Annotated in this window: 14 protein-coding genes; 4 read left to right on the forward strand and 10 right to left on the reverse strand. The window is 67.3% G+C overall.

Features of this window, described 5'->3' with window-relative positions; genetic code table 11:
• Nucleotides 1–86 precede the first annotated feature (86 nt).
• Together AB0L57_RS28460 and AB0L57_RS28465 are read left to right on the forward strand one after the other, a co-directional pair.
• Complete coding sequence (locus AB0L57_RS28460; protein ID WP_364968446.1) at nt 87–740, forward strand: helix-turn-helix domain-containing protein; 654 nt, start codon at nt 87–89, stop codon at nt 738–740.
• A 63-nt stretch (nt 741–803) separates the two neighbouring features.
• Nucleotides 804–1,076 (forward strand): hypothetical protein, encoded by a 273-nt coding sequence (locus AB0L57_RS28465; RefSeq protein ID WP_364968448.1) that lies wholly within the window; start codon nt 804–806, stop codon nt 1,074–1,076.
• A gap of 20 nt (nt 1,077–1,096) precedes the next feature.
• Here AB0L57_RS28465 and AB0L57_RS28470 read toward each other — a convergent pair whose 3' ends face one another.
• The 3 genes from AB0L57_RS28470 to AB0L57_RS28480 all read right to left on the reverse strand — a co-directional run bounded on the left by AB0L57_RS28470 (nt 1,097) and on the right by AB0L57_RS28480 (nt 5,101).
• Nucleotides 1,097–3,658 carry an AAA family ATPase gene (locus AB0L57_RS28470; protein WP_364968450.1) on the reverse strand — a complete coding sequence of 854 codons (2,562 nt, stop codon included), beginning with the start codon at nt 3,656–3,658 and terminating at the stop codon, nt 1,097–1,099.
• A gap of 229 nt (nt 3,659–3,887) precedes the next feature.
• Complete coding sequence (yidC, locus tag AB0L57_RS28475; RefSeq protein ID WP_364968453.1) at nt 3,888–4,718, reverse strand: membrane protein insertase YidC; 831 nt, start codon at nt 4,716–4,718, stop codon at nt 3,888–3,890.
• Between the two features lie 86 nt (nt 4,719–4,804).
• Nucleotides 4,805–5,101, reverse strand: coding sequence for a DUF6412 domain-containing protein (locus tag AB0L57_RS28480; protein ID WP_364968455.1), 297 nt, complete (start codon nt 5,099–5,101; stop codon nt 4,805–4,807).
• Nucleotides 5,102–5,236: 135 nt separating this feature from the next.
• Between AB0L57_RS28480 and AB0L57_RS28485 the strand changes: the two genes are divergently transcribed.
• Nucleotides 5,237–6,313 (forward strand): dihydrodipicolinate reductase, encoded by a 1,077-nt coding sequence (locus AB0L57_RS28485; protein WP_364968458.1) that lies wholly within the window; start codon nt 5,237–5,239, stop codon nt 6,311–6,313.
• A gap of 12 nt (nt 6,314–6,325) precedes the next feature.
• On the forward strand, nt 6,326–6,805 hold the full coding sequence (locus AB0L57_RS28490) for a carboxymuconolactone decarboxylase family protein (RefSeq protein WP_364968460.1): 480 nt from the start codon (nt 6,326–6,328) through the stop codon (nt 6,803–6,805).
• 19 nt (nt 6,806–6,824) lie between these two features.
• Here the strand turns inward: AB0L57_RS28490 and AB0L57_RS28495 are convergent, their stop codons facing one another.
• Genes AB0L57_RS28495 through AB0L57_RS28525 form a run of 7 tightly spaced genes read right to left on the reverse strand, consistent with a single transcriptional unit; the run spans nt 6,825 to nt 13,609 of the window.
• On the reverse strand, nt 6,825–7,460 hold the full coding sequence (locus AB0L57_RS28495) for a hypothetical protein (protein ID WP_364968462.1): 636 nt from the start codon (nt 7,458–7,460) through the stop codon (nt 6,825–6,827).
• A 22-nt stretch (nt 7,461–7,482) separates the two neighbouring features.
• Nucleotides 7,483–8,439 carry an MlaD family protein gene (locus tag AB0L57_RS28500; protein ID WP_364968465.1) on the reverse strand — a complete coding sequence of 319 codons (957 nt, stop codon included), beginning with the start codon at nt 8,437–8,439 and terminating at the stop codon, nt 7,483–7,485.
• Complete coding sequence (locus AB0L57_RS28505; protein WP_364968468.1) at nt 8,436–9,488, reverse strand: MlaD family protein; 1,053 nt, start codon at nt 9,486–9,488, stop codon at nt 8,436–8,438. The genes AB0L57_RS28500 and AB0L57_RS28505 overlap by 4 nt, the downstream gene beginning before the upstream one ends.
• Nucleotides 9,485–10,570 carry an MlaD family protein gene (locus tag AB0L57_RS28510; protein ID WP_364968470.1) on the reverse strand — a complete coding sequence of 362 codons (1,086 nt, stop codon included), beginning with the start codon at nt 10,568–10,570 and terminating at the stop codon, nt 9,485–9,487. Before AB0L57_RS28510 ends, AB0L57_RS28505 begins: the two co-directional genes overlap by 4 nt.
• Nucleotides 10,570–11,601, reverse strand: a complete 1,032-nt coding sequence (locus AB0L57_RS28515) for an MlaD family protein (protein ID WP_364968473.1) — start codon at nt 11,599–11,601, stop codon at nt 10,570–10,572. Before AB0L57_RS28515 ends, AB0L57_RS28510 begins: the two co-directional genes overlap by 1 nt.
• The gene (locus AB0L57_RS28520) at nt 11,589–12,587 is read right to left on the reverse strand and encodes an MlaD family protein (protein WP_364968476.1); all 999 of its coding nucleotides are present in this window, start codon (nt 12,585–12,587) and stop codon (nt 11,589–11,591) included. The genes AB0L57_RS28515 and AB0L57_RS28520 overlap by 13 nt, the downstream gene beginning before the upstream one ends.
• On the reverse strand, nt 12,584–13,609 hold the full coding sequence (locus AB0L57_RS28525; protein WP_364968479.1) for an MlaD family protein: 1,026 nt from the start codon (nt 13,607–13,609) through the stop codon (nt 12,584–12,586). Before AB0L57_RS28525 ends, AB0L57_RS28520 begins: the two co-directional genes overlap by 4 nt.
• Nucleotide 13,610: the final 1 nt, after the last annotated feature.

Here is a 13,610-nt window from a genome sequence, read left to right on the forward strand (position 1 = left end):
ATTGTTCTCTTGACACGTTACGCCCAGTTGGCACGTTGTGCCACTATGGCAATTTGCCCATACACTGGTGGGCAGGAGGTGAGGCGATGACCGTCTCGAAGGCCGCGCGGATCGACACACCCCGCCCCAATCTGGCGCAACGACGCAAGACGGCGACCCGGACGGAGATCGCGCACACCGCGGCCCGGCTGTTCGCCGAGTACGGCACCACGGCGGTCACCGCGGAACAGATCGCCGCCGAAGCGGGTGTCGGCCTGCGCACCTTCTATCGCTACTGCCGTACCAAAGAGGATGCCGTCGAACCGATGCTCTCGACCGGTGCGTCTCGGTGGCTGGACATTCTCGCCACCGGCCCCCATCGATTGCCTACCATCTCGGAGTTCGAGGCCGCGGCGATCCGCGCACTCGACGTCGTCGATCACGACGAACTCGATGTCACCCGTGGGCTGTTGCGCGCGATGGCCGACGATCCGGCACTGCGCGCGGTGTGGTTCCGGGCCAATCTCGCCGGTGAACACGCCCTGCTGACCCTGCTGACCGAATGGTCGCCGCAGACCGACCCGCTGCGCCTGCGCACCCTGGCCGCCGCGGCCGCGGGCGCCATCCGGGTGGGGCTGGAGCAATGGGCCGCCGATCGGACGACGGCGGGTCCGGCGGATCTGGTGGTGCGGTGCATGCGCGAACTCACCGCGGGCGTCTTCGCGGCGACCGAGATGGACGCCGCGCCGGAGACGACATAGCCTGCAGCACAGAGGTGTTCCGGCGCGGCAGCGGCTGCCCGGGTTTCGATTATGGGGGGTTCCATGAGCACACAGTGGTGTGTATTGATCGAGGAGCAGGTCGGCGGCAGAGAACGCCGACAGTGGGAGCTGACCGGTGTCGAGGCCTCCGGCGGCGGCCGCGCTGCCGCGGAGCAACTGGCCGACAAGCTCTCGCGGACCTACCAGCCGCGCAATCCGCTCAACCCGCGCGGCCGCACCCGCTACCGCACCACCGACGGCTGGGTGGTCATGGTCGAGGGCATGATGAGTGAGTTCCACTTCCGGCTCACCCTCGCCGAACGCATGCCGGGCTGATCGACGGCACAGTCCACCGGCTAGGTCTTCCCGGACTTCGCGGCGGCGGCCTTCTTGGCCGATTTGGCGCCACTCTTTCCGTTGGCCTTGCCTCCCTTGGGTTTCCGGCCGTTGTCGGAGGTGTCCACAGAGCGCTCGGCGCCCGATCCGGCCACCGCGGCGACCAGCAGTCCGCTGTCGTCGGCGTCGACGCGCACGGTGTCACCGGGGTTCAGCTCACCGCCGAGCACCAATCGCGACGCCTGATTCTCCAGCTGCTTCTGCACCGTGCGGCGCAGCGGCCGGGCACCGAATTCCGGCTGGTATCCGTTGTCGGACAACCAGTCCCGTGCGGTATCGGTGACATCGAGGTCGATGTCCTGAGCCCGCAGGCGGCGGCGCGGGCCGTCGAGCACCAGGTCCACGATGCGCCGCAACTGCTCCTTGTCGAGCCGGTGGAACACGATCGTCTCGTCGATGCGGTTGAGGAATTCCGGCCGGAAATGCTGCTGCAACCGCTCCATCAACCTCGGTGTGAGCGAATCCAGGTCGGTCGCACCGGCATGCAGGATCAGATCGGATCCGATATTGCTGGTCATGATCACGATGGTGTTCTTGAAATCGACGGTGCGGCCCTTGGCGTCGGTGACGCGGCCGTCGTCGAGAAGTTGCAGCAGCACGTTGAACACGTCCGGATGCGCCTTCTCCACCTCGTCGAACAGGATCACCGAATACGGCTGTCGGCGTACCTTGTCGGTGAGCTGGGCGGCGTCGTCGTAGCCGACGTATCCGGGAGGGGCGCCGACGAGCCGGGAGACGGTGTGCTTCTCCTGGAATTCGCTCATGTCGAACCGGATCATCCGGTCCTCGTCACCGAATACCGCCTCCGCCAACGCCTTCGCCAGCTCGGTCTTACCCACACCGGTGGGCCCGAGGAACAGGAACGACCCGATCGGCCGGCTGGGATCCTTCATTCCGGCACGGGCGCGGCGCACCGCCTCGGCGACCGCCACGATCGCCTCGTCCTGGCCGATCACCCGCTCGTGCAGGACGTCCTCGAGGTGCAGCAGTCGCTGACGTTCCTCGACGGTCAACTCCGACACCGGAATTCCGGTCTGCTTGGACACCACCTCGGCGATGTCGTCGAGGGTCACCGTGGGTGCGTCGTCGGCCGTGATGTGCCCGACGCGCTCCTCGGCGGCACCGATCTCGGCCTTGAGCTCGTCGGCGCGGCCGTATTCCTCGCCGGCGACCGCGGCGTCCTTCTCCCGCTCGAGCCGCGACAATTCCTCCTGTGCCGCACGCAGATCCGGGCCCGGCATCCGGGTGCGCAGGCGGACCCGCGCACCGGCCTGATCGACGAGATCGATCGCCTTGTCGGGCATGAACCGGTCGGTGATGTAGCGATCGGACAGTTCGGCCGCGGCGATCAACGCTTCATCCTCGTAGTGCACCTGATGGTGTTCCTCGTAGACATCGGTGAGTCCGCGCAGGATCTCGATGGTGTCGGCGACCGAGGGTTCCGGCACCAGAACCGGCTGGAAGCGACGTTCCAGCGCCGCGTCCTTCTCGATGTACTTGCGGTACTCGTCGACCGTGGTCGCGCCGATGGCATGGAGTTCACCGCGGGCCAGGGCGGGCTTGAGCAGATTTCCGGCGTCCATCGAGCCCTCACCGCCGGTTCCGGCGCCGACGATGGTGTGCAGTTCGTCGATGAACAGCACCAGTTCGTCGGAGTGCTCGCGAACCTCGTCGAGGATCTTGGTGAGCCGCTCCTCGAATTCACCGCGGTACTTGCTCCCGGCCACCAGCGAGCCCACATCCAGCGCCACCACCCGGCGATCGGCCAGTGTGCTGGGAACGTCGCCGTTGACGATGCGCTGCGCCAGGCCCTCGACGATGGCGGTCTTGCCGACACCGGGATCGCCGATCAGCACCGGATTGTTCTTGCGCCGCCGCGACAGGATCTCCACGGTCTGCTCGATCTCCTCGGCCCGGCCGACCACCGGATCGACCTTCCCGGCCCGCGCCTCGGCGGTCAGATCGCGGCCGTACTCGTCGAGGGTCGGGGTGTCGCTGGGCGGCTTCTGCCCCTCGGCCGCCGGCAACTTCGCACCCGACAATGCCTGTGCGGCAGGGCTTTCCGGATTCTCCGCGATACCGAGCAGGATGTGTTCGGGCCCGATGTAGCTCGACCCCGCCTCGGCGGCGCTGCGCTGCGCGTTGCGCAATGCCAGTTTGGCACCCGGTCCCAGCACGACCTGATCGCCGGCGGTCGCGGTGGCCGCACCACTGCCCACCGCACCACGCATCTGCGCGCCGACCTTGTCCGGATCCAGCCCGAGCTGGGTGATCACACCGCGTGCGGGTTCGACCTGGGTGGCCGCGTAGAGCAGATGTTCTGCGGTGACCTCCGGATTGCCCCATTCCTGCGCCGCCGAGCGCGCGGTGCCGATCAGCTGTTTGGCGTTGTCACTGAGCAGCCTGCCCAGATCGATGCGCTGCACCGGGGGCTGTGCCGCCATTCCGGGACCGAAGAACCGACTGAACAGGTCGTCGAACGAGTCGAAGGAGTTGAACGAACCGGGCCACGCAGCGGTCATGTGCACACCTCGTCATCTCTGGAGAATCTTTCACCGTCCCAGCGATCGGCGAATGACCAGCTACCCATTCACCTCGCTCGTCGATCCTAGGAAAACTCCGAAAAGTTCGGGTCCCACCGTACTCCGGCGACCACAATCCGGGGAGGCCGCCGACGTATCCGTTACTTTCCAGCGATCACAATGCGCACGCCCGGACGACCGCGTCGGCGGGCGCCCCGGCCGCGAGATCCTAGATCGGCGGAAGTGCCGCAGAGGCAACCGTTCCCACCGGTCCCAGCCGCCGGTGCACCACATACTGCTGCACGAAGGTCCAGGTGTTGCTGGTCGCGAAGTAGACCAGGATTCCGATCGGCATCACCAGACCGGCGACCATGGTTCCCAGCGGGAACACCCACATCGTCATCGCATTGATCAGCCGGGTCTGCGGTGTCGTGTCGGTCTGCCGGGTGATCGAGGCGCGGGCGGTGCAGTGGGTGGCGATCGCGGCGATCAGCATCAGCGGGATCGCCACCACCGCCACGGCGCCGGGTGCGGCGGCCAGCGTCGCCGACAGTGGTGCGCCGAACACGTCGGCATGCAGGAACGACTGGACGAGATCCGAGGAGAACACGTAATTCGCGGTGGTCGAGTTCTGTTCCGGAGTCAAGGGATTCGAACCGCCGAGAAACGGAAGGTGGGAGGCCGCACCGGTGCGGTCGAATGAACGCAGGACGTGATAGAGGCCCAGGAACATCAGGGTCTGCGCGAAGACCGGCAGACAGCCGCTGAGCACACTGAAATTGTGCTGCTGCTGAAGTTTCCGGGTTTCGATGGCCAGTTTTTCGCGGTCGTCACCGCATTCGTCCCGCAATCGGCGGATCTCCGGTTGCAGCACCGCCATGGTGCGGGAGAAACGAACCTGGGCGATGAACGGCCGGTACAGCGCCAGCCGCAATGTCACAACGAGCATGACGATGGCCAGCGACCACGACAGTCCGCTCGCGGCGCCGAACAGGGTCGCGAATCCGGCGTGCCAGAGCCAGAGCACGGCGGAGACAGGGTAATAGACGAAATCGAGCATGGGAAGATCACCTCACTATGAGGCACCCGCAACGGATACGGGCGAGTGAACAGGGCAGCCGGACGGCCGAACGCGCCTGAACGCGTTCAGCTCGGCAGCCCCGGCGCCCTGGGCCGTGGCCGGCCCGCCGCATCCGGATTGCTCTGTCGCAGAAATGATCCCCGGCGGCGCTGCTGCGCCGAGACCGGTGGCCCGCTGTGCACCGTGGCGGGCACCAACCGCATCCGGCCCGAGTACGCGGCCACCACGGCCAGCGCCAGAATGGCCGCGGCACCCACCGCGAGCAGCGAATTGGGTTCGCCCGCAGGCACGGCCGTGACTGCGATCATGGACAGCACCAGTGCGCACAGCACCAGCCCCATCGCACGGATCCGCGTCACCATGACAGTGAGGATACCCAATCCGGATCGCCCGCCGGCGACGGCCGGGATCGTGTCCCGGCTGCCCCGCCCGGGACATCGACGGGCAAACCGCTTATAACGCCCACGTACAACCAAGCGCTTGCTAGCCTCTGAGAGATGATCTCGACGATCGTCTGGGGTACCGGCAATGTCGGCCGGGCCGCCATCCGCGCGGTACACGCGCATCCCGGACTGACCCTGACCGGCGTACTGGTCCACGATCCGGAGAAGGTCGGCCGCGACGCGGGCCGGCTGGCCGGCCTCGACCACGACATCGATGTGGCCGCCTCCGCCGATATCGAGGCGATGCTCGGCAGCGGACCGCAGGCCGTCGTGTACGCCGCCTCCGGTGACATCCGCCCCGACGACGCCCTGCGCGATATCGCGGCCGCGATCCGGGCGGGTGCCGTGGTCGTCACCCCGGCCCTCTACCCGCTCTACGATCCGCGCAACGCACCCGCGGAGATCCGCGATCCGGTGACGGCCGCGATCGCCGCGGGCGGTGGTTCGCTGTTCGTGTCCGGCATCGATCCGGGCTGGGGTAACGATGTACTGCCGTTGCTGCTCAGCGGGCTGGGCGGGCGCGTGGACACGATCCGCTGCCAGGAGATCTTCGACTACTCGACCTACGATCAGCCCGATTCGGTGCGTTACCTGGTCGGGATGGGTCAGCCGATGGATTATGTGCCGCCGATGACCGCGCCCGGTATCCCGACCATGGTGTGGGGTGGGCAGCTCCGGCTGCTGGCACGCGGGCTCGGGGTCGAACTGGACGAGATCCGCGAGACATTGGACCGGCGCAAGCTCGAGGCCACGGTCACCACCGCATCGATGGGCGAATTCGAGGCGGGGACACAGGGTGCGGTGCGATTCGAGGTGCAGGGCATCGTCGCCGGGCAGCCACGCCTGATCATCGAGCACATCACCCGTATCCATCCGGACTGCGCACCGGATTGGCCGGTACCGCCGGACGGCGCGGGTGCGCATCGGGTCGTCGTCGATGGCGACCCCCGTCTCGAGGTGACCGTGACCGCCGAAACCGAGGGCGGCAATCGCGCCGCGGGCGGCAACGCCACGGCCGTGGCCCGGCTGGTCAACGCCATCGACTGGCTGGTAGCCGCCGAACCAGGTCTCTACGACGCACTCGACGTCCCGCTGCGCCCCGCACCCGGGCTGTCCGGAACCGACGCTTAGGAGAACACCACCATGAACATCGACATCCCCGAGGGCAAGGACCCGATCTCCTACGTGTGGGGTGAGATGGTCCCCGGTATCGGGATCGCGGCCTCGAAATTCTCCCTGGCGGTGTACTCCGACACCACGCTGGGGCTACGCGAATTCGAGGCGGCCCGGCTGCGCATCGCCCAGATCAACGGCTGCCTGTTCTGCCAGGACTACCGCACCGACCGGGACGGGCAGAAGGTCGAGATCGGATTCGATCAGGCGGTGACCGATTGGCGCACCACCGATGCCTTCGACGACCGGACCCGGCTGGCGGCCGAGTACGCCGAGCGCTACGCCGTCGACCATCACAATCTCGACGACGAGTTCTGGGCGCGCATGACCGGGCACTACACCCAGGCCGAAATCGTCGAGCTGAGCATGTGCATCGGGTCGTGGCTGGCGTTCGGCCGCCTCAATCATGTGCTGGGGCTGGATACGGTCTGCGTGCTGCCCGGCCACTGATCGTGCGCCCCGGCCGGGGTCACTGCTTCGGCAGTGCTCCGGCCATACCGCCCACGTCGGTCACCTTCCAGCCGTTGCCGGGATCGACGTCGACGGTGTAGGTGACGGTGGTCTGCGCACCCTGCGGATTCTGAGCGCTGGTGGAGTTGACGTTCAGGAACACGTCGACCTTGTGGACACCGTTGTCGGTGCTCATGAGTTTGGCCGTGATCGGGTTCGCCGAGGAGGTCCACTTCAGCGGGACCAAGATCTCCTGCAGCTTCGGCGCGGTCGCGTCGAACTTGGCGGCCAGCTGCGGCGAGGTGTTCGCCTTCAACTTCGTCACCCAGGCGTTGACGTCCTGATAGTCGATATTCGAGGCGCCGACCGCGTAGTCGGTGGCGACCTGTTCGGCGTGCTGCTGCGCCGCCGCCCGATCGTCGCGGTCGTTCAGATCACCGCGTGCGGACGACCACAGCGAGGCGAAGACCGCGGCGAGCGCGATCAGCGCCACCCCGGCGGCCGCGCCGAGTACGGTCGACAACCGGATCGACAGCGTGCGTGGGGCTTTCGCCGCGACGGCCTTCGATGCGGTCTCGGTGGTGTCGGCGGGCGCGGAGGACTCGGCCTCCGCGTCGACTGCCCGCTTCGGTTCGGTGCCGGTGTCGTTCGACATGGCGTCCTCCTTCTCGGTCGAATTACTTGACATTGATCCGCACCCGCACGGTTCCGTCGGTGCCCACATCGTCGAGGGCCTGTGCGATCAGACTGGAGATATCGATCCGCGGCGCCGAGGCGGTCGCCGCATCGGCCAGCGGTGCCAGCGCCGGGGCCAGTGATTTCAGCTCGGGACCCAGTTCCCCGAGCCGATCGGTGAGCTCGGCCAGAAACGGCGCGAGACCGTTTCCGTCGGTGTAGCTTTCGGCCGGGCGGGCGTCGACCATCCGGCCCACCGCGGCGACCAGGTCGTCGAGGGCGTGGGTGAAGCGCACGAATTCCGGTGCGGCCGCGCCGGTCGCCGGACCCGCCCAATCGATGTCGGCGGCCGCCGCCTGAAAGCTGTTGAGCAGATCCGCGATGCGCGGGCTGCGGCTCATGATCGCCGCGGCCAGCAGATCACCGGACCGGGTGAGATTCGGGATGGCGGAGTCGGTTCCGTTCAGCGCGGTACCGGCGGTGGCGACCAGGGATCCGACCACATCCGGGTCGATCTGATTCATCGTCTTCGTCACCAGTCGCGCCACCTCGGGGATCGACAGCGGCATGCGTACTCTCGAGGTCTCCAGGCGCTGGCCGTCGTGCAGGTACGGCCCGTTGCCGGTCGTCGGGCGGAACTCGACGTAGGGCTCGCCGAGGGCCGACAGATGTTCGATGGTCACCGAACTGTCGGTGGGCACCCGCTTGTCGGCGGCCAGTCGCATGCCGACCTCGACCCCCGCGGGGGTGTGCCGCACGGTCGTCACCCGGCCGACCTCGAGACCGGTGAGCAACACCGGCGAGCCGACGCCGAGCCCACCGGAATCGGTGAGCACCATGGTGGTCCGGGTGTAGTCGGCGAACGGATCGGCCCGCACCACGCCGAAGGTCAGATAGCTCGCTCCCGCCACCGTGATCGCGACGATGCCACCGAGCGAGATCGGTGTCGACCACTTCATCGCACGACTCCGATCATCCGCAGGGTCGCCAGCATGCGATCGGTCTGCTGATCGGGTGGCATGTCCGCAGCGGCATCCGAGTGCACGCCGACGACGTTCACCTTCGCGCCGTGCTCGACGAACGGAATCACCCTGTCCCGCAGCAGTTCCACGAGGGCGGACAGGTTCGACGAGCGGCTCAGGTCCACCGGCCCGGCCGACAGCAGGAGCGGGGAGAACGCCTGGACCGCACCGTCGGCGCCACTCAGAACCGGGCCGAGCCAGGTCAGCGACGTTCCCACGGGCCCGAGTCCGCCGAAGATCTTCGTCACGCCGATGACCGAATCGGTGATCGCGTTCATCTGATCCACCGAGGTGCGGCTGAGAATATCGTCGAGTTCGGGCTGGATGTCGTGCAGCACCTGCGCATTGGTACCGAGGCCGTTCAGCAGTGCGTCGACCTGGTCGAGATTGTCCGCCAGATCCGCGGCATCGGCCGCCATGGTGTGCGAGATGCGGGCGGTCTGCGCCGGATCCCGCGGCAGGGCGTGGTTGATCTCGGTGATCACGTCCTGCAGCTGGGTGACCGCGCCGCCCTGGGTGAAGGCGGCGACCAGCGCCATCGTATCCTCCAGCTGCACAGGCGGTTTCGACTGCGCCACCGGGATCGTCGACCCGTCGTGCAGCAGCGTGCCGAAGCCGTTCGCCGGGGTGGTCAGCGCGACGTGAATATCGCCGAGCACCGTGTTCTGCCGCAGTTCGGCGATCGTCGAGGCGGGCAGTTTCACCGATGTCGAGAGCTCGGCGTCGACGGCGACATAGCCGCCGCGATCACCGGCCGGATTCACCACCGTCACACCGGAAACGGTGCCCACCCGTGCGCCGTTGGCCATGATCTTGGCGCGCGCCGGCAGGTTCAGCACATTCGTGAATTCGATGCGCACGTGGTACGTGGGACCCGACACGGTGGTGCCGGGCACCGGTACCGAAGAGGGATCGAACGCGCATCCGGCGGCCGAGGCCGCCAGCACACCCACCGCGAGTGCCGCGGCCATGACCCGAATTCTCATCGCGCACCTGCCAATCCGAATACCAGGGCGGCCATGTCCATTCGCACCAGACCGTCGGCGGGAGTGCAGCGGCCGGGGGCGAGCGCGTCGATCGCGGCGCACACCTGCTCGGCGTGCTCCTGCGGGATCGCGACCTTCGGCGCCGCGTAGCCGATACCCGCGGCGCCCACACTGTGCACGGCCTGAGCGAGAACCGGTGTCAGCGAAACCATCTGGGCCAGTGAGCCCACATTCGCCCGCAGGAACTTCACCAGCGGCACGGTGTCGTCGAGGGCGCGCATGATCGGATCGCCGAACAGGGTGGTGATGTCGTTGAGCATGGGCAGGACCCGGCCCAGACCGTCGAACAGGGCCGCACCGGGTTGCAGCAGGTCGGTACCGGCCTGATTGAGCACCGGCCCCAGGCGGGTGAGCATGGTCTTCAGCTCGCCCCAGTGCGCTTCCACATCCTTGGAGACCGAGGCGAAGGCATCGAAAATCCCCGCCAGATGGGCGATATCGGCATCCGGTGCGGACATGGCGGCGCTGAGCGTGCCCACCAGCTCGTTGATCTGCGGGCCGGTTCCGGCGGTGGCGTTGTCGAGGGAGGTCAGGCCGCGGGCCAGCGCGTCGGGATGCGCGGCATCGGGGCCCTGGATCTGCGACGACAACTGCGCGAGCGCGTTCAAGGTCTCGGTGATGCTCTTGGGCGTCACAGTGTTGGTGAGACAGCGGGTGTGATCCCAGTGCGCGGCATTCTTGCCGCCGGAGACCACGGCGAGTTCGCGCGCGGCGACGATACTGTCCGACAGCGTCGTCGCACCCGCATCGGCGAGCAGCGGATGATCGGCGTCGACCGCGAAGTCGACCTTCACCGCATTACCCTGCGGCGCAATGGATGTCACCGTGCCCACCGCGATACCGCGCATGGTGACCTGATTGCCGGGGTACAGCCCGACGCTGTCGGGCATCATCGCGCAGTACGCCGTGGTCGCTTTCATGGGCTGGAATGCGGCGAGATAGCCGACCACCGCGACGACGACAACCGCCACCACACCGGCGATCGACATGAAGGCGCGCGAACCGAGCAGCTTGTGCAGCATCAGCAGTCCTTCCCCGGCACCGGAATGCACAGCCGCGCGGCGGGAGCGGTGACGGTCTGTCCCGACTGATCCACCGTCACCGCACCATCGGTCCCACTGAGCGCAGCGAACTTCGACTGCAGACTCCGTACCGAACCGATGATCGGCTCGAGTTGCCCGCCCAGCTTCTCCAGCTCCGGCAGGGCGTCACCGAGCTGCCGCAACTTCGGCTTCAGCGCGGAATCGTAGGTCGGCGCCAGGGCCGCGACCCGCTCGATCACCGCGCGCAGCAGCCGCACACCCTCGCGCAGTTCGGCGCGCTTGTCGACCAGCAGGGTCTCCATCTGGTTGACATTGACCATCAGCCGACCCAGATCGTGTCTGGCGCCGTCGTACATCGTCACGTACTCGTCTGCGACGGCGATCGCGTTCGTCACCTGGGTGCGCTGCCGGTTCAGGGCATCGACATAGGTACCGAGGGTGTTCAAGGTGGTGCGCAGGGCATCGGGCGCGGCATCGATCGAAGAATCCAGTGCCGCGAGATTGCGGCGCAGGGTGTCACCGTCGACCTGGCTCAGCGGTTGTGCCGCATCCTGGAAGGTCTGCACCAGACTGTAGGGCAGATGCACCCGGTCGACCGGAATCGCCGTGTCGCCCAGCGGGTTACGTCCGGCCGGGAACAGCGCCACGTAGTTGCCGCCGACGATGGTGAGCATCCGGATGTCGAGCGAGGACCGATCGCCCACGAAAACCTTCGAATCGACGGTGAATCGCATCCGCACCCGATCGGGACGCAGATCCAGCGAATCCACCTTCCCGACCGGGATTCCGGCCACCCGGATGTCGTCGCCGACCTTCACCGACTGCGCTTCCGACAGTTCGGCGGTGTAGGTCTTCTTCCCGAACGGCACCACGTACAGGATCCCGGCGGCCGCCGCGCAGATCACGACCAGCGCCACGCCCACGATGCCCAGGCGGATCTCGCGCCGGCGCTTGCCACTTTCGTCGGCGACCCGGCGCTCGCGCCCGCGCGGCAGGTTCAGCCGTTGCATACCGCCACCTGCTGTCCGGCGACCATGATCCGCAGCGCCTCCGGCAACTCGGCATTTCCCTTGGAGCACTGTGGTTGCCAGTCCGCGACGGACTTCGGTGCCGCCGCGTCCAGACCGCCCAGCAGGGCGGGCAGCTTGCCGAATACGTCCACGGCCTGTTGCGGATCGGGGAACAGCCGGCGGATGAGGGCATCGACATCGGTGCCCGAGCGCAGGCCGAGCGCGTCGAACAGGCTGTCCAGCGGTCCCAGTACCGAGGGCGCCGCCATGGCGAACTGGGCCAGCCCGCCGATATTGGTCTGCAACGCGGCGAAGATGTCGGTCAGCCGGGCCAGCAACGGCACCAGATGGTGCACCCTGCCGCCGACCCGGTCCGACAGGTCGGACATGTTGTGGATCAACGTGCCGATCACCTGCTGGCGATTGTCCACATACGAGGCCAATCGTCCGATCGCGGCCAGCACCGGTTCGACCTGGGTGTCATCGCCCTCGATCAGCGCCACCATACTGGCGCTGAACTGGTTGATCGCCTCCGGGGAGATGGTGGCCAGCACCGGTTTCAAACCGTTGAACATGCTGGTCACATCGAAGGACGGCACGGTGTGGTCGATGCCTACGGTGCGCCCGCCCGGCAGCCGGGCCCCGGGTTTCGGTTCCTGCTGCAGATCGACGTAGCGCTGGCCGGTGAGGTTCTGATATCGGATGGCCAGATGTGAGTTGTCGTAGACCGGGGCATTCGTCTTCAGCGACAACCGGACTCGCGCCAGGGCGCCGTCGAGGGAGATGCCCTCGACCTTGCCGACCTGGACACCGAACTGGCGCACATCGTCGCCGACCTTGAGCCCGTTGGCATCGGTGAACAGCGCTTGATGTGTTTCGGTTTCGCCGGAGACCGGGCGCTTGATGGCGGTGAACACCACCGACAGCACGACGATCATCACCACCGCGAACAGTCCCAGCCGCCAGGCGGCGGCGCCCACCTTCATCGGAGTCCTCCCAGCAGCGGGGCCAGCACGGGCACCCCGCGCACATCGATCTCGGTGTCGAGCACCGGTCCGTCCGGAGTGTCGTGCAGGCCGGCGCGCAACCGGCGCAGCAACTCGGTCAGATCCGCACCGGACCGCTGCGGCCGGGGCACCATCTGGGCCAGGACGGCGAGCACCGGAGCCACAGCATCTGTGCTGCCCGACAATTCACTCCCCGCCCGGTCACCGAATCCCGCCAGTGCGGGCAGTACCGAATCGGTGAGCGCGGCGGTGCCGGCATCGTAGGAATCCCGATTGTCCTGCAGCCGTGGAATATTGCGGATCAGATCGAGTACCTGAATGGTCGCGCCCGCGAAGCGGCCGCCACCGTCGAAGGCCGGGCCGAGCCGCCCCACGAGTTCGGAACTGGGCATCGTCTGGTTGTCGGTGATGGTCTGGGCCACCGAGATCAATGCCTGCACCAGCGGCGTGAACCCGTGCACATCGCCGGCCACCTGCGAGATCACAGTCGCCATCTGCGGGGTGAGCAGGGCATTGCCGGTCTGCGACAGTCCGCGCAGCAGCCCGCCCATGGTCGCGTCGTAGACCGCGCCGGAGCGCTGTCCGATCAGCTCGATCGTGCTGCCCGCGCGGAGCGGTGCGCCACCGGAGCCCGGCCGCAACTCGATCTCACTGATACCGAACAGATTCGCGGGCGCGTAATCCACCCGCAGGCTGTCGTCGATACCGTGCAGCTGAGATCGATCCAGCCGCAGGCTGATTCGCTGCGTGCCGCCGGCCACCGGTGCGATCTCGTCGACCTTGCCCACCTGCACGCCGTCCACCCGTACAAAAGTGCCGGTGAGCACGCCGTCGCCGATCTGTTCGGTGTGCAGCGCGATGTGCAGGCTGTCGTCGTCACGCAACCCGCGATACAGCATCGAGGCGATCACCACGGCGGCGACGAGCGCGAGCGCGACCGCGCCGACCAGCAGTGAGCGCCGCTTGTCCACCGCCACGCCGGGCATTCCGTAATTCGGCACC

It is taken from the genome of Nocardia sp. NPDC052254 (assembly GCF_040679495.1).
Taxonomy (GTDB): Bacteria; Actinomycetota; Actinomycetes; order Mycobacteriales; family Mycobacteriaceae; genus Nocardia.

Coding starts and splice junctions, on each gene's coding strand:
- AB0L57_RS28460 (WP_364968446.1), top strand. CDS start 87: ATGACCGTCTCGAAGGCCGCGCGGATCGACACACCCCGCCCCAATCTG.
- AB0L57_RS28465 (WP_364968448.1), top strand. CDS start 804: ATGAGCACACAGTGGTGTGTATTGATCGAGGAGCAGGTCGGCGGCAGA.
- AB0L57_RS28470 (WP_364968450.1), bottom strand. CDS start 3,658: ATGACCGCTGCGTGGCCCGGTTCGTTCAACTCCTTCGACTCGTTCGAC.
- yidC (WP_364968453.1), bottom strand. CDS start 4,718: ATGCTCGATTTCGTCTATTACCCTGTCTCCGCCGTGCTCTGGCTCTGG.
- AB0L57_RS28480 (WP_364968455.1), bottom strand. CDS start 5,101: ATGGTGACGCGGATCCGTGCGATGGGGCTGGTGCTGTGCGCACTGGTG.
- AB0L57_RS28485 (WP_364968458.1), top strand. CDS start 5,237: ATGATCTCGACGATCGTCTGGGGTACCGGCAATGTCGGCCGGGCCGCC.
- AB0L57_RS28490 (WP_364968460.1), top strand. CDS start 6,326: ATGAACATCGACATCCCCGAGGGCAAGGACCCGATCTCCTACGTGTGG.
- AB0L57_RS28495 (WP_364968462.1), bottom strand. CDS start 7,460: ATGTCGAACGACACCGGCACCGAACCGAAGCGGGCAGTCGACGCGGAG.
- AB0L57_RS28500 (WP_364968465.1), bottom strand. CDS start 8,439: ATGAAGTGGTCGACACCGATCTCGCTCGGTGGCATCGTCGCGATCACG.
- AB0L57_RS28505 (WP_364968468.1), bottom strand. CDS start 9,488: ATGAGAATTCGGGTCATGGCCGCGGCACTCGCGGTGGGTGTGCTGGCG.
- AB0L57_RS28510 (WP_364968470.1), bottom strand. CDS start 10,570: ATGCTGCACAAGCTGCTCGGTTCGCGCGCCTTCATGTCGATCGCCGGT.
- AB0L57_RS28515 (WP_364968473.1), bottom strand. CDS start 11,601: ATGCAACGGCTGAACCTGCCGCGCGGGCGCGAGCGCCGGGTCGCCGAC.
- AB0L57_RS28520 (WP_364968476.1), bottom strand. CDS start 12,587: ATGAAGGTGGGCGCCGCCGCCTGGCGGCTGGGACTGTTCGCGGTGGTG.